Genomic DNA, 18,972 nt, shown 5'->3' with positions numbered 1-18,972 from the left:
TGCGCCGATGAGGAAAGGACGACTATGAGCACGGATCTTCCCGAGCCGGATGCCGAGGCGGTGTTCAGCGACGAGGACGGCGTCCTCTACGACGACGAGGTCACGCCGGAGTACGGCATCCTCGGATTCACGCTGCGCGAGCTGCTGATCGTCGGAGTCTGGCTGGTCTCCTTCCTCGTGTCCTTCTTCCCGCTCAGCGGCGGGATCTCGCTCTGGGGCATCGGCATCCAGTGGATCCTGCCGATCGGCGTGCCGACGGTCGCCGTGTTCCTCCTCGTCCTCCGGCGGTTCTCGCCCGACGGCATCCGCCGCGTGGGGTCGCTCGGCATCGATCAGTTCGCCTCCGTGGCCTTCTCGGTCTCGGCGTGCGTGTGGGCCGGCAACCTGTGGCTCGCCCTGTCGGCCGTCATCTCCACCGGCAACTGGGGTCTGCCCTGGAACGCCGTCATGCAGGTCATCACCTCGACCGCGCTCGTCGTGCTCACCGTCTTCGCCCCGCTCATCCCGGGCCTCAAGGAGGACTTCCAGGGGCGGCTCGTCACTCTCGCGCACCGCAACGCGAACCCGGTCCGCCCCGTGATCGCTCGTCCGCGTCCCGAGACGACCACGGACACCACCGCCGCCGCGGAGGCCGACGCGTCGCCGTCCGTGACCACCGCGGCTCCGGCGGAGGATGAGACCGCCGTGATCGCGACTCCCGACAGCGCATCGTCGACAGCGGATGTCGCCCCCGCGGAGGCCCGCACCGCTGATGCGGCCTCCGATGAGGGCTCCGATGACGCCGCCGACGGCGGGATCGCGGACGACGCGGGTCGGGTCCCGCTCACCGCGCACGCCTCCGGAGGGGGGACCGGAACTGTTCCCGTCTCCTCAGAGCCGGAGTACGCCCCGCCGTACTCGCGCCGCTCCCGTGGCGAGCAGCCCGAGATCGTGTCGGACACCGGCAGCATCGAGTCCCTCCTCGGAGCCAAGGCGCTCACCGAGGAAGAGCTCGCCGCATACCGGGAACCGGAGGCGGACGACGCGACGGCCGTGCACCCGGTCGTCGGCGACAGCCGTGAGGACGGGTACGCCGCGCCGCGCGAGAACGCGGACGTGGCGCAGCCCTTCTGGATCCTCGCGCCGACGGAGCGCGACGTGCACGATGAGCGCGGCGAGCCGATCTTCCGTATCGGTCCGACGGCCTGGGCCCTCGTGATCGAAGATCGGGGCGGCGCGTTCGTGGTCCGTCATGACGACGGCCGCATCGGCTACCTCCACGACATCGCCGGCATCACGAAGGGCTGACATGCGCACGATCGATCTGCGGGGGCGCGAGCTCTCGCCCGCCGACATGCTCGCGGCCGTCCCGCGCGCGACTCAGGCGCGGGCCGAGGCTCTGGACACCGCCGCGCGTCTCGTCGACGATGTCCGGGAGCGCGGCGAGGAGGCCCTGCGCGAGCAGGCGGAGCGCTTCGACCGCGTCACCGGCCACGCGGTGCGGGTGCCCGCGTCCCACCTCCAGGAAGCTCTGGAGGGACTGGCTCCCACAGTGCGCGCGGCCCTGGAGGAGGCGATCCGACGCGTGCGATCGGCGTCGGCCGCGCAGGTGCCGGCCCCGCAGGTCACGCGTTTCGGCGACGGCGCGACCATCACGCAGCGCTGGCAGCCGGTCTCCCGCGTCGGGGTCTACATCCCCGGCGGCAAGGCCGTCTACCCGTCGAGCGTCGTCATGAACGTCGTGCCCGCGCAGGTCGCCGGGGTGCAGCAGATCGCCCTCGCCTCGCCACCGCAGGCGGATGAGGACGGCCGCGTGCATCCGACCATCCTGGCTGCGGCCGCGCTGCTCGGGGTCGCCGAGGTCTACGCCATGGGCGGAGCCGGAGCCATCGGAGCCCTCGCCCACGGCGTCGGGAGCCTGGGACTCGATCCCGTCGACGTCGTGTCCGGACCGGGCAACAACTACGTCGCCTCCGCGAAGCGCGCCGTCGCGGGCGTGGTCGGCACCGACTCCGAAGCCGGGGCCACCGAAATCCTCGTCGTCGCGGACGCCACGTCCGACCCGCGGCTCATCGCCGCCGACCTCGTGAGCCAGGCCGAGCACGACGAGCAGGCCTCTGCCGTCCTCGTCACGGACTCCGTGGAGATCGCAGAGCAGGTCAGGGGAGAGGTCGAACGGCAGGCGGGGCGCACGCGGCACAGCGAGCGCGTCGCGGCCGCACTGTCCGGACCGCAGTCGGCGATCGTGCTCGTGGACGATCGGGCGATGGCTGTCGCGTTCAGCAACGCCTACGCCCCGGAGCACCTGGAACTGCACCTCGCGGATGCGGAGGAGGCGGCAGCCGCCTTCACGAGCGCCGGTGCCGTCTTCGTCGGCGATCAGACCCCGGTCAGCCTCGGCGACTACATGGCCGGGAGCAACCACGTCCTGCCCACCGGAGGGCAGGCGCGCTACGCCCCGGGCCTGGGCGCCTACACGTTCCTCCGCCCGCAGCAAGTCGTCTCGTACGACCGTGCCGCTCTGGCCGCGGTCCGGGAGGGCGTGGTCGCATTGGCCGACACCGAGGTGCTCCCCGCCCACGGCGAGGCGATCGAGGCCCGTTTCACCGCGTAGGATCTGTCAGATGCACTGCCCCTTCTGCCGTCACCCCGATTCGCGCGTCATCGACTCGCGCACCAGCGACGACGGTCTGTCCATCCGTCGGCGTCGTCAGTGTCCGGAATGCGGCGGACGGTTCTCGACGACGGAGACCGCGAGCCTCAACGTCATCAAGCGCTCGGGCGTCATGGAGCCCTTCAGCAGGGAGAAGGTCATCTCCGGTGTCCGGAAGGCCTGCCAGGGGCGGCCCGTGACGGAGGCGGACCTGGCGATCCTCGCTCAGCGCGTGGAGGAGGCGGTCCGGCAGACGGGGGTCTCCCAGCTCGACACGAACGAGATCGGCCTCGCCATCCTCGGCCCGCTGCGTGAGCTCGACGAGGTCGCCTTCCTCCGCTTCGCGAGCGTCTACCAGGCGTTCGACTCGCTCGAGGACTTCGAGTCCGCGATCAGCGACCTCCGGGCCGACCACGCGAAGGCGGAGGCGGCGGACCGGTAATCTGGCAGGGATGTATCCGCTGCTCTTCCGCGCCGTCCTCTCGCGCTTCGACCCCGAGTTCGCCCACCACGCCGGCATGGCGGTGATCCGCGTCCTCGGTGTGCCGCCGTTCTCGTGGGCCACCCGTGCGATGACCCGCCCGGACCCCTCGCTGCGGGTCGAAGCCCTCGGGCTCACGTTCCCGTCACCGTTCGGCGTCGCCGCCGGGTTCGACAAGAACGCCGTCGGGGTCCGCGGACTCGCGGCGCTCGGCTTCGGCCACGTCGAGGTCGGCACGATCACGGCAGTCCCGCAGGAGGGCAACCCGAAGCCGCGCCTGTTCCGGCTGGTCGAGGACCGGGCGGTCATCAACCGCATGGGCTTCAACAACCGGGGCGCGGATGCCGCAGCCCGCCGCCTCGCCCGGCTCCGCCGCGGCGCGCCGGACACGGTGATCGGCGTGAACATCGGCAAGAGCCGCGTGGTGGACGTCGAGGACGCGGTCGCCGACTACGTCGCCTCCGCCACCAGACTCGCTCCGCTCGCCGACTATCTCGCGGTCAACGTCTCGTCGCCGAACACCCCAGGGCTGCGGGGCCTGCAGGCGGTCGAGACCCTGGCGCCGCTGCTGCGCGCCGTCCGCGACGCGGCCGGGTCCACCCCGCTGCTCGTGAAGATCGCCCCCGATCTGCCGGACGACGAGATCACCGCGATCGCGCGGCTCGCCGTCGACGAAGGGCTCGCGGGGATCATCGCCCACAACACGACGATCAGCCGTGACGGCCTGCGGACCGATGCGGCCGTGGTCGAAGCGGCCGGCGCCGGGGGGCTTTCCGGGGCTCCGCTCAAGCAGCGGTCGCTGGAGGTGCTCCGGGTCGTCCGTGCGGCGGTGCCGGAGGACTTCTGCGTGATCGCGGTGGGCGGTGTGGAGACGGCCGCCGATGTGCAGGAGCGTCTGGATGCCGGGGCGACCCTGGTCCAGGGCTACACGGCGTTCCTCTACCGCGGCCCGTTCTGGGGCCGCGAGATCAACCGCGGACTGGTCAGTCGGGGTACTGCCCGCGCTTGACCTGCGGCTTGGGCAGGCGCATGAAGCGCATCTGCAGAGCCCGCATGCCGGCGTACCAGCCGAGACCCTTCTCGACGCGGTCCTTGCCGAACTTCGCGGCCGCCTTGCGCTTGACCCGCATGCCGAGGAGGATCATGCCGCCGATCGCGATCACGAGGTACGCCATCATGAACAGGTACGCGTAGAACGAGATCATCATGTTCGTCGGCAGCAGCGAGGCCAGGATGACGAGGACCATGACGCCCATGACGAACTCGGCGGGGTGCCAGCCGGCATCGACGTAGTCGCGCACCCACCGACGCTGGGGGCCCTTGTCGCGCGCGGGGAGGTACTTCTCCTCACCGGCGGCCATGCCGGCCTGTGCCTTCGCGCGGCGCTCGTTGAGCTCGGCGCGGGCCGCGGCCTTGGCCTCCTTCGTGTTCGCCACGAGGGGGCGGCGGCGGGCGGCCTCCTGCTCGGCGCGGGTCGGCGTCGCGCGTCCCTTGCCGACGGCAGGCGTCTGGGGGGCGTCGTCGTTCGTCGAAGGGGAGGCGGGGGTAGTGGCCACGAGGTTCCTCGGTTCGCTGGGGTGGGTCGCCTTAAGATTACTCGCATGACCTCACCTGCACTTCCCAGCGAGTCCGACGCCGCCGTCCTCGAAGCAGTCGCCACCGGTATCCCGTCCGCGCTGTCGGACCTCGGGAACCTCGTGCGCATTCCCGGCATGGCCTGGCCGGCCTTCGACCAGACGCAGCTCGAGCGCAGCGCCGACGCCGTCGCCACGCTCGCGCGCGGCACCGGTGTCTTCGACGAGGTGAGGGTGCTCCGTGCCGACATCCCCGGCACCGACGAGCAGGGCCAGCCCGCCGTCCTCGCGACGCGCGCGGCGCGGAACGGGAAGCCGACGATCCTCCTCTACGCCCACCACGACGTGCAGCCTCCGGGGGAGGACGCGCTGTGGGAGACGCCGCCGTTCGAGCCGACGGTGCGTGACGGCCGCCTGTACGGACGCGGCGCCGCGGACGACAAGGCCGGCATCATGGCCCACATCGGCGCGATCCGCGCGGTCGCCGACGTGCTCGGCGACGACCTCGACCTCGGGATCGCGATGTTCGTCGAGGGGGAGGAGGAGTACGGTTCGCGGTCCTTCGCGCAATTCCTCTCCGACAACAAGGATGCCCTTCGCGCCGATGCGATCGTCGTCGCGGATTCCGGCAACTGGGACTCCGTCACGCCGGGCCTGACCGTCTCCCTCCGCGGCAACGCACGCTTCACCCTGAAGGTGCGCACGCTCGACCACGCGTCCCACTCCGGGATGTTCGGTGGCGCGGTGCCCGACGCGATGATGGCGACCGTGCGTCTCCTCGCCACGCTGTGGAACGAGGACGGCTCCGTCGCGGTCGAGGGCATGACCGCTCGGGACGCCGAGACACCCGAGTACACCGAGGAGACGCTGCGCGACGAGGCCGGGCTCCTCCCGGGGACGACGCCCATCGGCGACGGCACGATCCTCAGTCGCATCTGGAACAAGCCCTCCGTCACCGTGATCGGCATCGATGCGACGAGCGTCGCGGCGGCGTCGAACACGCTGCTCCCGGAGGTGACCGTGGTCATCAGCGCACGTGTCGCCCCCGGACAGTCCGGCCAGGAGGCCTACGAGGCTCTCGAGCGGCACCTCCGCGCCCACGCCCCGTTCGGCGCCGAGCTGACCTTCTCGGACGTCGACCTCGGCAACCCCTTCCTCGTGGACACGAGCGGGTGGGCGGTCACCCTCACCCGCGACGCGATGCGCGACGGGTACGGGGTCGCTCCGGTGGACCTGGGCGTCGGCGGGTCGATCCCGTTCATCGCCGACCTCGTGCGCGAGTTCCCGGAGGCGCAGATCCTCGTGACGGGCGTGGAGGATCCGCACTCCCGCGCGCACAGCCCGAACGAGTCTCTGCATCTCGACACCTTCCGGCATGCCGTGGCGACCGAGGCCCTGCTCCTCGCCCGCATGAACGCGCGGGAGATCTGAGCCTTCCGTCCGCACCGGCGGTAGAATCGTCGAAGAGCACGTACCCGGCCCCGTCACGAGGAGCGACATGAGCGACACCACCCTGTCCGCAGAGACCACCCGCGCACACGGCGTCAAGCTGACGGACGCCGCCGCCACGAAGGTGAAGAACCTTCTCGAGCAGGAGGGCCGCGACGACCTCCGTCTGCGTGTCGCCGTGCAGCCCGGCGGCTGCTCGGGCCTGATCTACCAGCTCTACTTCGACGAGCGCTACCTCGAAGGCGACGAGACCGTCGACTTCGACGGTGTCGAGGTCATCGTCGACAACATGAGTGTTCCCTACCTCGACGGCGCCTCGATCGACTTCAAGGACACCATCTCGGAGCAGGGCTTCACCATCGACAACCCGAACGCGGCGGGCAGCTGCGCCTGCGGCGACAGCTTCCACTGACACGTTCTTCCCGCGAACGGCCGCCGTCACGTCCCGTGACGGCGGCCGTTCCGCTTCTCAACCTGCATGGTTGGCATGAATCAGGTGTGAGGTTGCTCTAGACTTGGACATGCCTTGTCCGCGATCTGAAAGGTGCATCGTGCCCTCGAAACGCCGCCTTCGTTGGGCCGCACTCCCTGTGGGAGTTGTGGCAGCTGTGGCTCTGGCGGGATGTACTCCCACCGAGCTGAACGGCTTTCTTCCGGGCTTCGTGGATGGTGGTCCGGCAGCAACCAACCAGACGGAGCGCGTGTCGTCCCTCTGGGTGAACTCCTGGATCGTGCTCCTCGCGGTGGGTGTCGTCACCTGGAGCCTCATGGCCTGGGCTGCGATCGCGTACCGCCGCCGCAAGGGCCAGACCGGCCTCCCGGTGCAGATGCGCTACAACATGCCGATCGAGATCTTCTACACGATCGTGCCGCTCATCCTCGTGCTGGGCATGTTCTTCTTCACGGCTCGCGACCAGACCGAGATCGAGACGAAGTGGGACGACCCCGACGTCGAGATCACCGCGATCGCCAAGCAGTGGGCGTGGGACTTCCAGTACAACGGCGAGACCGAGGAAGACACCGTGTGGACCATGGGCATCCAGGCCCAGCCCGACGCGGAAGGCAACATCGACCAGGCGGAGCTGCCGACCCTGGTGCTGCCGGTCGACCAGAAGGTCACCATCAACCTGCAGTCGCGCGACGTCATCCACTCCTTCTGGATCATCGACTTCCTCTACAAGAAGGACATGTTCATCGGGAAGGACAACTCCTGGTCCTTCATCCCCACCCGTGAGGGCGAGTACGCCGGCAAGTGCGCCGAGCTCTGCGGCGAGTACCACTCGATGATGCTCTTCAACGTGAAGGTCGTCTCGCAGGACGAGTACGCCGCCTACCTCGAGACCCTCGAGGAAGAGGGCAACACCGGGGACATCACCGACGCGTACGACCGTCTCTCGAACCTCCCCGGCACCTCCGGGAAGACCGACACCGAGGAAGGAGAGGAGTAAGCCATGTCGACCACTGAAGCTCCTCGCACCGACGAGGCACCTCGCTCCCGTCCCACCACCCTGCCCGCGCGCCAGGCTGCTCTGATGAGCTCCTCCCGCGTCGAGCAGAAGGGCAACATCGTCGTCAAGTGGATCACCTCCACGGACCACAAGACGATCGGGTACATGTACCTCATCGCCTCGGTGATGTTCTTCCTCCTGGGTGGCGTGATGGCGCTGGTGATCCGTGCCGAGCTGTTCGCGCCGGGCATGCAGATCGTCCCGACGAAGGAGCAGTACAACCAGCTGTTCACGATGCACGGCACGATCATGCTGCTGATGTTCGCGACGCCGCTGTTCGCCGGCTTCGCTAATGCGATCCTGCCGCTGCAGATCGGTGCTCCGGACGTCGCCTTCCCGCGTCTGAACGCCTTCGCCTTCTGGCTGTTCCTGTTCGGCTCGACCATCGCGGTCGCCGGCTTCCTCACCCCGCAGGGTGCGGCCTCGTTCGGCTGGTTCGCGTATCAGCCCTTGGCCAACGCGTCGTTCTCGCCAGGAGCGGGCGGAAACCTCTGGATGCTCGGTCTCGGCATCTCGGGCTTCGGCACGATCCTCGGTGCGGTGAACTTCATCACGACGATCATCACGATGCGTGCTCCCGGCATGACGATGTGGCGCATGCCGATCTTCAGCTGGAACACGCTCATCACCAGCCTCCTGATCCTGATGGCCTTCCCGGTCCTCGCCGCGGCGATCTTCGCCGCCGCCGCCGACCGCGTGCTCGGTGCGCACATCTACGACCCGGCCAACGGCGGTGTCCTGCTCTGGCAGCACCTCTTCTGGTTCTTCGGCCACCCCGAGGTCTACATCATCGCGCTGCCGTTCTTCGGCATCGTCTCGGAGATCTTCCCGGTGTTCAGCCGCAAGCCGATCTTCGGGTACAAGACCCTGGTCTACGCGACGATCGCGATCGCGGCCCTGTCCGTCGCCGTGTGGGCGCACCACATGTACGTCACCGGCTCCGTGCTCCTGCCGTTCTTCGCTCTGATGACGATGCTCATCGCGGTGCCCACGGGTGTGAAGATCTTCAACTGGATCGGAACGCTCTGGCGCGGCTCGGTGACGTTCGAGACCCCGATGGTGTTCTCGCTCGGCTTCCTCGTGTCGTTCGTCTTCGGTGGCCTCACCGGTGTGATCCTCGCGGCCCCGCCGCTGGACTTCCACCTCAGCGACAGCTACTTCGTCGTGGCGCACTTCCACTACGTGGTGTTCGGCACGGTCGTGTTCGCGATGTTCGCCGGTTTCTACTTCTGGTGGCCGAAGTGGACGGGTCGCATGCTGAACGAGCGTCTCGGCTACGTGCACTTCTGGATGCTGTTCGTCGGCTTCCACATGACCTTCCTCATCCAGCACTGGCTCGGTGTCGACGGCATGGTGCGTCGCTACGCGGACTACTCTGCGGCGGACGGCTGGACGTGGCAGAACCAGGTCTCGACGATCGGTGCGATCATCCTCGGCGCCTCGATGCTGCCGTTCTTCCTGAACGTCTGGATCACGGCCCGCAAGGCGCCGAAGGTCACCGTGAACGACCCCTGGGGCTACGGTGCCTCGCTGGAGTGGGCGACCTCGTGCCCGCCGCCGCGGCACAACTTCACGTCGATCCCGCGCATCCGCAGCGAGCGTCCGGCGTTCGACCTGAACCACCCGGAGGCCGCGGAGTTCGCGACCACCGCACCCGGCGAGCGAGAGGGCCACTGAGCCATGCGCGACAACGTCATCATCTGGTGGGTCCTGACCGCGTTCTTCGCCCTCGTCGGCGTCGTCTACACGGGCTGGAACATCCTGGCTCACCCCGGGCTTCCGCTGGTGAACCAGGTCGAGTGGGTCGGTACCGTCGCCCTGTTCTTCTCGGCCTTCATGGGCGCCATGGTCGCCTTCTACCTCGACCGGACGCACAAGGCGCAGAACGGTGAGCTGCCCGAGGACATCCTCACGTCGGACATCGACGACGGTGACCCCGAGCTCGGCGAGTTCAGCCCGTGGTCCTGGTGGCCGCTGGTGCTCGCGGCTTCGGCGGGAGTGTTCGTCGTCGGCCTGGCGGTCGGTCACTTCCTCCTCCCGATCGGTCTCGCGATCTTCGTGGTCGCGATCGTCGGCTGGGTCTACGAGTACTACCGCGGCAACTTCGCCCGCTGAGTCTCCTCACAGCACGAAGGCCCCCGGATCACTCCGGGGGCCTTCTTCGTTCCTGCGATCCGCTCACACGCGGGTGCGGATGCGGGGGATCCCGGTCAGCGGGTCGACGGGACGGTGGTGCACACCCTCGGCGTCTTCGATGGGATATCCCTCGCGGGCCCAGTACTCGAAGCCGCCGATCATCTCGCGCACGCGATAGCCGAGACGAGCGAACTCGAGCGCGCCGCGGACACCGCCGTTGCATCCGGGGCTCCAGCAGTAGACGACGACCTCAGCATCCGCCGGGATCTCCTCCGGGGCGCGGTGCGCGATCTCGCTGTGAGGCATGTGGAGCGCGCCGGACACGCGCCCCTGAGCGAACGCCTCGCTCGAGCGGACGTCGACCACGACCAGAGCGCGGCCGGCGGCACGGTCGGCGTGCACGTCGCTGGGGTCGGTCTCGAAGGCGAGGCGGGCGGCGAAGTAGTCAAGGCGATCGATCATGAGCCCAGACTAGGGACGCGCGGGCGCCGACGACCGAGGGATACCGTCGTGCGTCGCGCGAATCCTGCCGTCGTGGCCGGTCAGAGCGCCGCGGTCATCTGGATCCGCCGTCCGTACCGGGTCAGGCCCAGACGCTCTTCGACGGCGACGAGCTCACGGAGGAAGTCGGTGTCCGGCGTGGATTCCGTGAAGCCGCAGCGGGAGTAGAAAGGGGCGTTCCAGGGGACGTCCGCGTATGTGCGCAGCGTGAGCTGTGTGCGGCCCCGACGGCGGGACTCGTCCCGGGCCGCCATGACGAGGGCGCGACCGATACCGCGGCGACCGGAGGCGGGGTGGACGGACAACTGCTCCAGATGGGCGTACCCGGGTCCCTCCAGCACCTGCACGAACCCGACCGGCACCTCGAGTCCGCCGGAAGCCTCCGTCGTAGGAGAGGAGGTGGCCACCAGGACGAATCCCTCGGCGCGCCGGCGGTCGTCGGCTGTCGACGGCGGGGGCCAGTCCTCGGCACCGAAGCGATCGGTCAGAAGGCTGTCAGCGGCGCGCTCGATCTCCTCCAGGACGGCATGGTCCTGATCCGTCGCGTGTCGGATGAGGGTGGTCATGCACGGTCCGCGGGCAGAGCGGCGACCGCCTCGATCTCGACGAGCTGGTCGCCGTAGCCGAGGACAGTCACGCCGAGGAGGGTGCTGGGGACGTCGTGAGGCCCGAACGCGGCGTGGACGACGTCCCAGGCCGTGACGAGGTCCCGCTGCGCGGAGGAGGCCACCAGGACCCGCGTGCTGATGACATCCGTCAGAGTGGCGCCGGCAGCCGTGAGCGCGCCCAGCAGCGTCTCGACACACCGTGCCGCCTGACCGGCGTAGTCACCGGGGGCGGTGGTTGTCCCATCGTCCTCCAACGGGCAGGCCCCGGCCAGGAAGACCAGACGCGCGTCAGCGGGGGCGGTGGCGGCGTACGCGTACGGGGCGTCGGCGAGGAGGGGAGCACGGAGCAGGCGGACGACCGAAGACATGAGACGATCCTCTCATCAGGGAAGAACGATGAAGGCCCCGTCCGAACGGACGGGGCCTTCATCGAAGGGGAGTGACGACTACTCGTCGTCCTCCGACTTCTTCCGAGGCTTCTTGACGGGCTCGGTCGAGATCACCGTACTGGGCGTGTTCGGCGTCTCGTCGACGTGCGTCTCGTCGACCGTGAGCGGCGCGTCCGGGAACCCGGCACGCTCGTGAGCGCCCTGGATCTCGGCGGCCTCCGCCTCCTCGTTCCCCGCAGTGACGTGATGCTGGTGCGCATCGGCGGCGTCGATCTCGGCCTGCGTGAGCGGGGCGAGACGGTCCTCGAAGAACCAGCGAGACATCGCAGAACGGAGGTTCTCCGTCCACGGGATGCGGCCCTTGGCGTTCGGGCGGACGACCAGCGGCTCGTAGCCGTCGACGTCGATGAGCTTCCAGCGGTCGTAAACGTCGACCGGCTGGTGCACCTCGATGAACTCGCCGCCGGGGAGGCGGACGATGCGTCCGGACTCGAAGCCGTGCAGGACGATCTCGCGGTCCTTCTTCTGGAGCGCGATGCAGATGCGCTTCGTGACGAAGTAGCCGATGATCGGGCCCAGGAACAGCAGCGCCTGCAGCGTGTGGATGACGCCTTCCATGGTGAGCATGAAGTGCGTGGCGATGAGGTCGGACGAGGCCGCCGCCCACAGGACCGCGTAGAAGATGACGCCGGCGACGCCGATCGCGGTGCGGGTGGCCGCGTTGCGCGGACGCTGGGCGATGTGGTGCTCGCGCTTGTCGCCGGTGACCCACGCCTCGATGAACGGGTAGATCGCGACGATGACGATGAACAGACCGAGCACGGCGACCGGAGCCAGGATTCCGAACGACCAGGTGTGGTCGAGGAACACGATGTCCCAGTTCGACGGGGCCAGGCGCAGCGCGCCGTCCGCGAACCCGATGTACCAGTCCGGCTGCGTACCGGCCGAGACGGGGGAGGGGTCGTAGGGGCCGTAGTTCCAGATCGGGTTGATCTGGAAGAACGTCGCGATCAGCACGATGGTGCCGAAGACGATGAACAGGTAGCCGCCCATCTTGGACATGTAGACCGGCATCATCGGGTAGCCCACGACGTTGTCGTTCGTGCGGCCGGGGCCGGCGAACTGCGTGTGCTTGTTGATGATCATGAGCATCAGGTGCACCGCGATGAAGGCGATCACCAGCATCGGGAGCAGCAGGATGTGCAGGGTGTAGAGGCGTCCCACGATGTCGGTGCCCGGGAACTCGCCGCCGAAGAGGAGGAAGGAGGTCCAGGTGCCGATCAGGGGGAGACCCTTGATCATGCCGTCGATGATGCGCAGACCGTTGCCCGAGAGCAGGTCGTCGGGGAGCGAGTAGCCGGTGAAGCCCTCGGCCATCGCGAGGATGAACAGCACGAAGCCGATCACCCAGTTCAGCTCGCGCGGCTTGCGGAACGCGCCCGTGAAGAACACGCGCAGCATGTGCACGCCGATGCCGGCGATGAAGACGAGCGCGGCCCAGTGGTGGATCTGGCGGACCAGGAGGCCGCCGCGGAGGTCGAACGAGATGTGCAGCGTCGACTCGAGAGCCGAGGACATCGCGATACCGCGCATGGGGGCGTAGGCGCCGGTGTAGTGGGTCTCGACCATCGAGGCCTGGAAGAAGAACGTCAGGAAGGTTCCGGAGAGGAACACGACGACGAAGCTCCAGAGCGCGATCTCACCGAGCATGAACGACCAGTGGTCGGGGAAGATCTTGCGACCGAGCTCCTTGACGAAGCCGGAGAGGCTCGTGCGCTCATCGATGTAGTTCGACGCGGCGCCGACGAAGCGGCCGCCGAGAGGCGCCTTGGTGTCCTTCTCGTCCTTGGACAGCGTTGCGGTGCTCAATGGCGCTCCCAGAAGCTCGGGCCGACGGGTTCGGTGAAGTCGCTGCGTGCGATGAGGTAGCCCTCGTCGTCCACGGTGATGGGCAGCTGAGGCAGCGGCCGAGCGGCCGGGCCGAAGATGACCTTCGCGTGGTCCGTGACGTCGAACTGCGACTGGTGGCACGGGCACAGCAGGTGGTGGGTCTGCTGCTCGTACAGCGCGACGGGGCAGCCGACGTGCGTGCAGACCTTGGAGTACGCGACGATGCCGTCGTAGGACCAGTCCTTGCGGTCCTCGGCCTCGATGAGCTGCTCCGGGCGGAGGCGCATCATCAGCACGATGGCCTTGGCCTTCTCCTCGAGGTAGCCCTCATCGTGACCGAGCTCCGCGAGGTCCTCCGGGATCACGTGGAAAGCGGAGCCGAGCGTGACGTCGGCGGCACGGATGGGGGTGCCGTCGGGGTCGCGGACGAGGCGCATGCCCTCATCCCACATCGTGTGCTTCAGCAGCGCGACCGGGTCGCCCGCGGTGGGGTCGTCCGGCGTGGAGTGCGGGGCGAGGCCACGGAACAGCGTCACACCGGGGATGATCGACGCGACGATCGCCGCGAACAGCGAGTTGCGGATCATCGTGCGGCGACCGAAGCCGGACTCCTCGTTGGCGTCGGCGAAGGCCTTGATGGCCGCCTCACGCGTCGAGTCCTTGCCCCGGGTGGGGTGGCGGAGCTCGACGTGCTCCTTGTCGGACATGAGGGCCTTCGACCAGTGGATCGCGCCGATGCCCAGGGCCAGCAGCGCGAGCGCGATGCCGAGACCGATGAAGAGGTTGTTCTGACGGATGTCGATGAGAGCGCCGCTCTCGATCGGGAACAGCATGTAGGCGGCGACCGCCCAGATGCTGCCGGCGAGCGACAGGTAGAACAGCGTGTAGACGGTGCGGACGGCGGCCTTCTCGGCGCGCGGGTCCTTGTCGGTCATCCGCTCGCGGTGCGGCGGAAGCCCGGGGTTCTGCACGGGATCGCTGACTGCGACACCCAGCCCCGGAGAGGGCTGGTAGGCCCTGTCAAGAGCCTGCGAGTCGTCGTCGTGTGCCATGGTGCTCCTCGTACGTTCCTCTTCGATGAATAAGCGTCAGTTGGACTTCGCCGTGATCCACACGGTGATGGCGACCAGAGCGCCGATACCGAAGATCCACACGAACAGGCCTTCGGAGACCGGTCCGAGCGAGCCGAGGGAGAAGCCGCCGATCTGGACGGACTGCTGCTGGAAGAGCAGAGCCGAGATGATGTCGCGCTTGTCCTCGTCGGACAGGTTCATGTCGCCGAAGACCGGCATGTTCTGCGGGCCGGTGACCATGGCCGCGTAGATGTGCAGCGCGCTGGTCTCCGTGATGGCCGGAGCGTACTTGCCCTCGGTGAGAGCGCCACCGGCGGCGGCCACGTTGTGGCACATCGCGCAGTTGACGCGGAAGAGCTCGGCGCCGTGCGCCACGTCGCCTTCGCCGTCGATGATCTCGTCAGCGGGGTACGTCGGGCCGGGGGCCTCGGACTGCACGTAGGCCGCCATCGCGAGGATCTGCTCCTCGGTGAACTGCGGCTCCTTCTGCGGAGCCTGCGGTCCCTGCATCTGCAGCGGCATGCGGCCGGTCGACACCTGGAACTCCACCGCCAGCTCGCCGACGCCGTAGAGGCTCGGGCCGTTGGGGGTGCCCTCCAGGTCGAGGCCGTGGCAGGTGGCGCAGTTCGCCGTGAACAGCTTCTCGCCGTCCTCGACCGTCAGCTGCGTCGATGCCGTGGGGGCGTCGTTGGCGGCGAATGCCGCAGTCGCACCCGCGTACACCGCGCCTGTGATCATGAGGCCTGCTCCGATGAGCGCGGCCGCCGCCAGTGGGCTGCGACGACTGCTCGAACGGCGCTTCTTCTCTCGTGCCATCTCGGGGATCAGCTCCGCTCTTATTTCAGGAAGTAGATAACGAAGAACAGCACGATCCAGACGACGTCGACGAAGTGCCAGTAGTAGGACACCACGATCGAGGAGGTCGCCTCCTTGTGCCGGAAGTTCTTGACGGCGTACGCGCGGCCGATCACCAGGAGGAACGCGACGAGTCCGCCGGTGACGTGGAGGGCGTGGAAGCCGGTGGTGAGGTAGAACGCCGAGGCGTACGAGTCCGCCTGGATGGGCATGCCCTCTGCGACGAGCTGGGCGTACTCCCACACCTGGCCGGACACGAAGATCGCGCCGAGGGCGAAGGTGAGGAAGAACCACTCGACCATGCCCCAGCCGAACAGGCGACGGCGGCCAGCGCCGTTCTTCTGGCCCTTGCCGATCTTGTACGGCTGCAGGTCTTCGGCCGCGAACACGCCCATCTGGCAGGTGAACGAGGAGAGCACGAGGATCGCCGTGTTCACTGCCGCGAACGGCACGTTCAGGAGCTCGGTACGGTCGGCCCACAGCTCGGGGGAAGTGCTGCGGAGGGTGAAGTAGATCGCGAAGAGTCCCGCGAAGAACATCACCTCGCTGCCGAGCCACACAATGGTGCCGACAGCTACCGGGTTGGGCCGCTTGATGGTTCTCGCCGCCGGGGCATACGTCGCTGAGGTCGTCACCCCTCCATTATGGCCGATCCGCGGGCGTGATTCTTGCACCCGCGCCCCTCGATTCGCCCGTCGAGGACTTAGGGGACCCTAAGAAAACACTGCGAATACCCGGTGAATACGCGGGAAACGTCGCTCTTCCGCGGGCTGCGCGCTCGCCCGGATCGATCTGCACGTTTTCTCCGCGCCGATAGGATCGCACACATGGCTGATTCCCTGACCTGGTCCGATGTGCTCACCTCTCTCCTGGAGCGTCGCGACCTCAGCGTGTGGGAGTCGACGTGGGCCATGCGCCAGATCATGAACGGCGACGTCTCCGAGGCGCAGCTCGCCGGATTCCTCGTCGCTCTGCGGGCGAAGGGGGAGACGATCGATGAGATCGTCGGCTTCCGCGACGCGATCCTCGAGGCGGCCGTGCCTCTGCCGGTCTCCCCGAACGTGCTGGACATCGTGGGCACGGGCGGCGACCGCGTCGGGACCGTGAACGTGTCGACGACGGCTGCCGTCATCATCGGTGCCACGGGCATCCCCGTGGTCAAGCACGGCAATCGCGCCGCGAGCTCGGCCTCGGGCTCCTCCGACGTCCTCGGTGCACTCGGCCTCGAGCTCTCCCTCGACCCCGCGGCGGTCGCCTCGATCCTCGACCGGACGGGCATCACCTTCGCCTGGGCGGGGGCGTTCCATCCCGGGTTCAAGCACGCCGGTGCCGTCCGCTCGCAGCTCGGAGTGCCCACCGTGTTCAACATGCTCGGCCCGCTCTGCAACCCCGCGCGCGCCGAGGCGAACGCGGTCGGTGTCGCCCAGATGGAGCGCGTCCCGCTGATCACCGGCGTCTTCCGGACGCGGGGAGCGACGGCGCTGGTCTTCCGCGGCGACGACGGCCTCGACGAGCTCACGACCACCGGGCACAGCCGCATCTGGGAGGTCACCCGTGGAGACATCCACGAGCACGACCTCGATCCCCGTGATCTCGGCATCCCGCTCGCCGACCTCTCCGACCTCATCGGCGGCTCTCCCGCCCACAACGCCGAGATCCTCCGCCGGACGCTCGCGGGGGAGCAGGGGCCGGTACGGGACATCGTGCTCCTCAACGCCGCCGCCGGCATCGTCGCCTTCGAGCTGTCGCAGGACGCGACCCAGGTGCAGCGGCCGATCCTCGAGCGGCTCCGCGATGCGCTCGCCCGTGCGTCCGCCGCAGTGGACGACGGGCGCGCGCTGGCCAAGCTGGATCAGTGGATCGGCGTCAGTCGCGAGCTGGCCGCGCCGAAGGAGTGAGCATGGACCCGGTCGACGCGCTGCTCGAGATCGCTTCGCTGCTGGAGCGCGAGCGGGCGTCGCGCTACCGGGCCAAGGCGTTCCGCCAGGCGGCTGCCACGTTCCAGGATCTTCCGTCCGACGTGCAGGGCGACCCGACGCGTCTGCGAGCGGCCAAGGGCATCGGGGAGTCGACCTTCGCCGTCATCCGCCAGGCGCAGGCAGGAGAGGTGCCGGAGTACCTCGTGGAGCTCCGCGGTGACGTCGAACCGGAGAAGGTGTCGGTGCTTCGCGGGAAGCTGCGCGGAGACCTGCACGCCCACACCGAGTGGTCGGACGGGACGACCTCCATCGAGGTGATGGCTGCTGCCGCCCGCGCGCAGGGTCACGAGTACCAGGCCATCACCGACCACTCGCCGCGCCTCCGTGTCGCGCGAGGACTCTCGGCGGAGCGACTCCGCGAGCAGATCCCGCAGGTGCGGGCGCAGTCGGGGGACGGCTTCACACTGCTCGCCGGCATCGAAGTGGACATCCTGGAAGACGGAGCGCTCGATCAGGAGGACGCCCTCCTCGCGGACCTGGACATCGTCGTCGCCTCGGTGCATTCCAAGCTCCGCATGGACGGACGGGCGATGACCGCGCGGATGATCGCGGCCGTCTCGCATCCTCGGGTGAACGTCCTCGGACACTGCACCGGCCGGCTCGTCCAGGGCGACCGGGGCACGCGCCCGCCCTCGGCCTTCGATGCCGCCGCGGTGTTCGCGGCGTGCGCGGAGAACGGGGTGGCGGTCGAGATCAACTCGCGCCCCGAGCGTCAGGACCCGCCGGACGAGCTCATCGCGATCGCGCTCGAGGCCGGATGCCTCTTCTCGATCGACTCCGACGCGCACGCTCCCGGACAGCTCTCGCTGCTGGACCACGGCGCCGAACGTGCGGAGCGCGCCGGGGTGCCGGCGTCGCGCATCGTCACGACGTGGGGTCTGTCGCGCCTCCTCGCCTGGGCGGAGTGACGTCCGGCCGCGTCAGCCCTCGGTGATCTGGCTCGCGGCCGCGGTGACCGCGGTGACGGCCCTTGTCATCGAGCTTCCGAGGTTCCAGCGCTCGGCGAGGGCCGTGGCTTCCGCCGCTTCGTCCGGCGTGAGGGCTCGCAGCGCGACATCGGGAGCGGTGATCGGGAGCTCCGTGGCGACGGCGACGACCGTGGGGGCGACATCGAGATACGCCTGCGCGTCGAGGATCTTCGCGCGGATGCCGGCGCTCATGCCCTCGCCCGCTTCCGCGGCTTCCCGGATGCCGACGAGGTCGCCGTGCTTCTGCAGCAGGGTGGCGGCGGTCTTCTCGCCGATCCCGGCGACGCCCGGGAGTCCGTCCGACGCATCGCCGCGCATCGTCGCGAAGTCCGCGTACTGCGAGGGGAGCACCCCGTACTTGGTGACCACAGTGGCGTCCGTCACGACCTCGAGGTTGCTCATGCCGCGCGCCGTGTAGATCACACGCACGTCGCGCTCGTCGTCGACGAGCTGGAACAGGTCGCGGTCTCCGGTGACGATGTCGACGGGCATCGTCGCGTTCGTCGCGAGGGTGCCGATGACGTCGTCCGCCTCATGTTCGGCGACACCGACGATCGGGATGCCGACGACCGCGAGCGTCTCGCGGATCAGCGGGATCTGCGCCTCCAGCGGGTCGGGCACTTCCTCGACGTCGGGCGCACCCGCCACGACCTCCACCACGCGGTGCGTCTTGTAGCTGGGGATGAGGTCCACTCGCCACTGCGGGCGCCAGTCGTCGTCCCAGCACGCCACGACGTGGGTCGGCTGATAGGTGGTCACGAGCTTCGCGATCATGTCCAGTAGGCCGCGCGCCGCATTGATGGGGGAGCCGTCGGGGGCTGTCACCTTGTCGGGGACGCCGTAGAACGCGCGGAAGTAGAGGCTGGCGGTGTCGAGCAGCATGAGGCGTTCGGCGCGGGTCATGGATTCAGGGTAGAGCGTGCCCCTAG

Annotated in this window: 20 protein-coding genes; 11 read left to right on the top strand and 9 right to left on the bottom strand. The window is 68.7% G+C overall.

Translation table 11 applies throughout. The features are described 5' to 3' along the window. Window positions 1-24 precede the first annotated feature (24 nt). From ACFU8V_RS12760 to ACFU8V_RS12745, 4 genes are read left to right on the top strand one after another with little or no spacing between them, the layout of a single operon-like run. Window positions 25-1,287 (top strand): hypothetical protein, encoded by a 1,263-nt coding sequence (locus tag ACFU8V_RS12760; RefSeq protein WP_249520596.1) that lies wholly within the window; start codon window positions 25-27, stop codon window positions 1,285-1,287. Between the two features lies 1 nt (window position 1,288). After that, window positions 1,289-2,593: a histidinol dehydrogenase gene (hisD, locus tag ACFU8V_RS12755; protein WP_378871586.1), complete on the top strand. Its 1,305-nt coding sequence runs from the start codon at window positions 1,289-1,291 to the stop codon at window positions 2,591-2,593. Window positions 2,594-2,603: 10 nt separating this feature from the next. Continuing rightward, on the top strand, window positions 2,604-3,074 hold the full coding sequence (gene nrdR / locus ACFU8V_RS12750) for a transcriptional regulator NrdR (RefSeq protein ID WP_025105071.1): 471 nt from the start codon (window positions 2,604-2,606) through the stop codon (window positions 3,072-3,074). Window positions 3,075-3,084: 10 nt separating this feature from the next. Continuing rightward, window positions 3,085-4,122: a quinone-dependent dihydroorotate dehydrogenase gene (locus tag ACFU8V_RS12745; RefSeq protein ID WP_062766860.1), complete on the top strand. Its 1,038-nt coding sequence runs from the start codon at window positions 3,085-3,087 to the stop codon at window positions 4,120-4,122. Here ACFU8V_RS12745 and ACFU8V_RS12740 read toward each other — a convergent pair. Beyond that, window positions 4,097-4,669 carry a DUF3043 domain-containing protein gene (locus ACFU8V_RS12740; protein WP_060921218.1) on the bottom strand — a complete coding sequence of 191 codons (573 nt, stop codon included), beginning with the start codon at window positions 4,667-4,669 and terminating at the stop codon, window positions 4,097-4,099. The two genes, ACFU8V_RS12745 and ACFU8V_RS12740, sit on opposite strands and share 26 nt — an antisense overlap. Before the next feature lie 45 nt (window positions 4,670-4,714). Here ACFU8V_RS12740 and ACFU8V_RS12735 point away from each other — a divergent pair, with 45 nt between their 5' ends. From ACFU8V_RS12735 to ACFU8V_RS12715, 5 genes are all read left to right on the top strand, one after another. Further along, window positions 4,715-6,118 carry a dipeptidase gene (locus ACFU8V_RS12735; RefSeq protein WP_025105068.1) on the top strand — a complete coding sequence of 468 codons (1,404 nt, stop codon included), beginning with the start codon at window positions 4,715-4,717 and terminating at the stop codon, window positions 6,116-6,118. Between the two features lie 67 nt (window positions 6,119-6,185). Further along, window positions 6,186-6,548, top strand: coding sequence for an iron-sulfur cluster insertion protein ErpA (gene erpA, locus ACFU8V_RS12730; RefSeq protein ID WP_025105067.1), 363 nt, complete (start codon window positions 6,186-6,188; stop codon window positions 6,546-6,548). A gap of 109 nt (window positions 6,549-6,657) precedes the next feature. Then, complete coding sequence (coxB, locus tag ACFU8V_RS12725; RefSeq protein ID WP_062634011.1) at window positions 6,658-7,584, top strand: cytochrome c oxidase subunit II; 927 nt, start codon at window positions 6,658-6,660, stop codon at window positions 7,582-7,584. A 3-nt stretch (window positions 7,585-7,587) separates the two neighbouring features. Beyond that, entirely contained in the window at window positions 7,588-9,321 is a 1,734-nt protein-coding gene (gene ctaD, locus ACFU8V_RS12720) for a cytochrome c oxidase subunit I (RefSeq protein WP_025105065.1), read from the top strand. A gap of 3 nt (window positions 9,322-9,324) precedes the next feature. Further along, window positions 9,325-9,759 (top strand): cytochrome c oxidase subunit 4, encoded by a 435-nt coding sequence (locus ACFU8V_RS12715; RefSeq protein WP_126892922.1) that lies wholly within the window; start codon window positions 9,325-9,327, stop codon window positions 9,757-9,759. A 63-nt stretch (window positions 9,760-9,822) separates the two neighbouring features. Here ACFU8V_RS12715 and ACFU8V_RS12710 read toward each other — a convergent pair whose 3' ends face one another. From ACFU8V_RS12710 to ACFU8V_RS12680, 7 genes are all read right to left on the bottom strand, one after another. Then, window positions 9,823-10,242, bottom strand: a complete 420-nt coding sequence (locus tag ACFU8V_RS12710) for a rhodanese-like domain-containing protein (protein WP_025105063.1) — start codon at window positions 10,240-10,242, stop codon at window positions 9,823-9,825. 80 nt (window positions 10,243-10,322) lie between these two features. Continuing rightward, window positions 10,323-10,847 (bottom strand): GNAT family N-acetyltransferase, encoded by a 525-nt coding sequence (locus ACFU8V_RS12705; protein WP_378871578.1) that lies wholly within the window; start codon window positions 10,845-10,847, stop codon window positions 10,323-10,325. After that, entirely contained in the window at window positions 10,844-11,257 is a 414-nt protein-coding gene (locus ACFU8V_RS12700) for a RidA family protein (protein ID WP_378871575.1), read from the bottom strand. Before ACFU8V_RS12700 ends, ACFU8V_RS12705 begins: the two co-directional genes overlap by 4 nt. Window positions 11,258-11,335: 78 nt before the next feature. After that, window positions 11,336-13,147 (bottom strand): cytochrome bc complex cytochrome b subunit, encoded by a 1,812-nt coding sequence (locus ACFU8V_RS12695; RefSeq protein WP_378871572.1) that lies wholly within the window; start codon window positions 13,145-13,147, stop codon window positions 11,336-11,338. Next, window positions 13,144-14,220 (bottom strand): ubiquinol-cytochrome c reductase iron-sulfur subunit, encoded by a 1,077-nt coding sequence (locus tag ACFU8V_RS12690; protein WP_025105059.1) that lies wholly within the window; start codon window positions 14,218-14,220, stop codon window positions 13,144-13,146. The genes ACFU8V_RS12695 and ACFU8V_RS12690 overlap by 4 nt, the downstream gene beginning before the upstream one ends. A 36-nt stretch (window positions 14,221-14,256) precedes the next feature. After that, complete coding sequence (locus ACFU8V_RS12685) at window positions 14,257-15,057, bottom strand: c-type cytochrome (RefSeq protein WP_378871568.1); 801 nt, start codon at window positions 15,055-15,057, stop codon at window positions 14,257-14,259. 20 nt (window positions 15,058-15,077) lie between these two features. After that, the gene (locus tag ACFU8V_RS12680; protein ID WP_231729617.1) at window positions 15,078-15,635 is read right to left on the bottom strand and encodes a heme-copper oxidase subunit III; all 558 of its coding nucleotides are present in this window, start codon (window positions 15,633-15,635) and stop codon (window positions 15,078-15,080) included. Between the two features lie 288 nt (window positions 15,636-15,923). Here ACFU8V_RS12680 and trpD point away from each other — a divergent pair, with 288 nt between their 5' ends. Both trpD and ACFU8V_RS12670 read left to right on the top strand, forming a co-directional pair. After that, window positions 15,924-16,994, top strand: coding sequence for an anthranilate phosphoribosyltransferase (gene trpD / locus ACFU8V_RS12675; protein WP_062766848.1), 1,071 nt, complete (start codon window positions 15,924-15,926; stop codon window positions 16,992-16,994). 2 nt (window positions 16,995-16,996) lie between these two features. Then, window positions 16,997-17,983, top strand: coding sequence for a PHP domain-containing protein (locus tag ACFU8V_RS12670; RefSeq protein ID WP_025105055.1), 987 nt, complete (start codon window positions 16,997-16,999; stop codon window positions 17,981-17,983). Between the two features lie 12 nt (window positions 17,984-17,995). Here ACFU8V_RS12670 and ACFU8V_RS12665 read toward each other — a convergent pair whose 3' ends face one another. Next, window positions 17,996-18,946, bottom strand: a complete 951-nt coding sequence (locus ACFU8V_RS12665; protein ID WP_315106152.1) for a 5'-3' exonuclease — start codon at window positions 18,944-18,946, stop codon at window positions 17,996-17,998. Window positions 18,947-18,972 lie beyond the last annotated feature (26 nt).

The sequence above is a fragment of the Microbacterium sp. NPDC057658 genome (genome assembly GCF_042799975.1).
Classification (GTDB): Bacteria; Actinomycetota; Actinomycetes; order Actinomycetales; family Microbacteriaceae; genus Microbacterium.
The sequence above is the reverse complement of the archived record's forward strand: the minus strand, read 5'-3'. Positions and strand labels throughout refer to the sequence as shown.

Coding starts and splice junctions, on each gene's coding strand:
- ctaD (WP_025105065.1), top strand. CDS start 7,588: ATGTCGACCACTGAAGCTCCTCGCACCGACGAGGCACCTCGCTCCCGT.
- coxB (WP_062634011.1), top strand. CDS start 6,658: ATGCCTTGTCCGCGATCTGAAAGGTGCATCGTGCCCTCGAAACGCCGC.
- ACFU8V_RS12745 (WP_062766860.1), top strand. CDS start 3,085: ATGTATCCGCTGCTCTTCCGCGCCGTCCTCTCGCGCTTCGACCCCGAG.
- ACFU8V_RS12690 (WP_025105059.1), bottom strand. CDS start 14,220: ATGGCACACGACGACGACTCGCAGGCTCTTGACAGGGCCTACCAGCCC.
- hisD (WP_378871586.1), top strand. CDS start 1,289: ATGCGCACGATCGATCTGCGGGGGCGCGAGCTCTCGCCCGCCGACATG.
- ACFU8V_RS12705 (WP_378871578.1), bottom strand. CDS start 10,847: ATGACCACCCTCATCCGACACGCGACGGATCAGGACCATGCCGTCCTG.
- ACFU8V_RS12665 (WP_315106152.1), bottom strand. CDS start 18,946: ATGACCCGCGCCGAACGCCTCATGCTGCTCGACACCGCCAGCCTCTAC.
- ACFU8V_RS12735 (WP_025105068.1), top strand. CDS start 4,715: ATGACCTCACCTGCACTTCCCAGCGAGTCCGACGCCGCCGTCCTCGAA.
- trpD (WP_062766848.1), top strand. CDS start 15,924: ATGGCTGATTCCCTGACCTGGTCCGATGTGCTCACCTCTCTCCTGGAG.
- ACFU8V_RS12670 (WP_025105055.1), top strand. CDS start 16,997: ATGGACCCGGTCGACGCGCTGCTCGAGATCGCTTCGCTGCTGGAGCGC.
- nrdR (WP_025105071.1), top strand. CDS start 2,604: ATGCACTGCCCCTTCTGCCGTCACCCCGATTCGCGCGTCATCGACTCG.
- ACFU8V_RS12700 (WP_378871575.1), bottom strand. CDS start 11,257: ATGTCTTCGGTCGTCCGCCTGCTCCGTGCTCCCCTCCTCGCCGACGCC.
- ACFU8V_RS12715 (WP_126892922.1), top strand. CDS start 9,325: ATGCGCGACAACGTCATCATCTGGTGGGTCCTGACCGCGTTCTTCGCC.
- ACFU8V_RS12710 (WP_025105063.1), bottom strand. CDS start 10,242: ATGATCGATCGCCTTGACTACTTCGCCGCCCGCCTCGCCTTCGAGACC.
- erpA (WP_025105067.1), top strand. CDS start 6,186: ATGAGCGACACCACCCTGTCCGCAGAGACCACCCGCGCACACGGCGTC.
- ACFU8V_RS12685 (WP_378871568.1), bottom strand. CDS start 15,057: ATGGCACGAGAGAAGAAGCGCCGTTCGAGCAGTCGTCGCAGCCCACTG.
- ACFU8V_RS12760 (WP_249520596.1), top strand. CDS start 25: ATGAGCACGGATCTTCCCGAGCCGGATGCCGAGGCGGTGTTCAGCGAC.
- ACFU8V_RS12680 (WP_231729617.1), bottom strand. CDS start 15,635: ATGTTCTTCGCGGGACTCTTCGCGATCTACTTCACCCTCCGCAGCACT.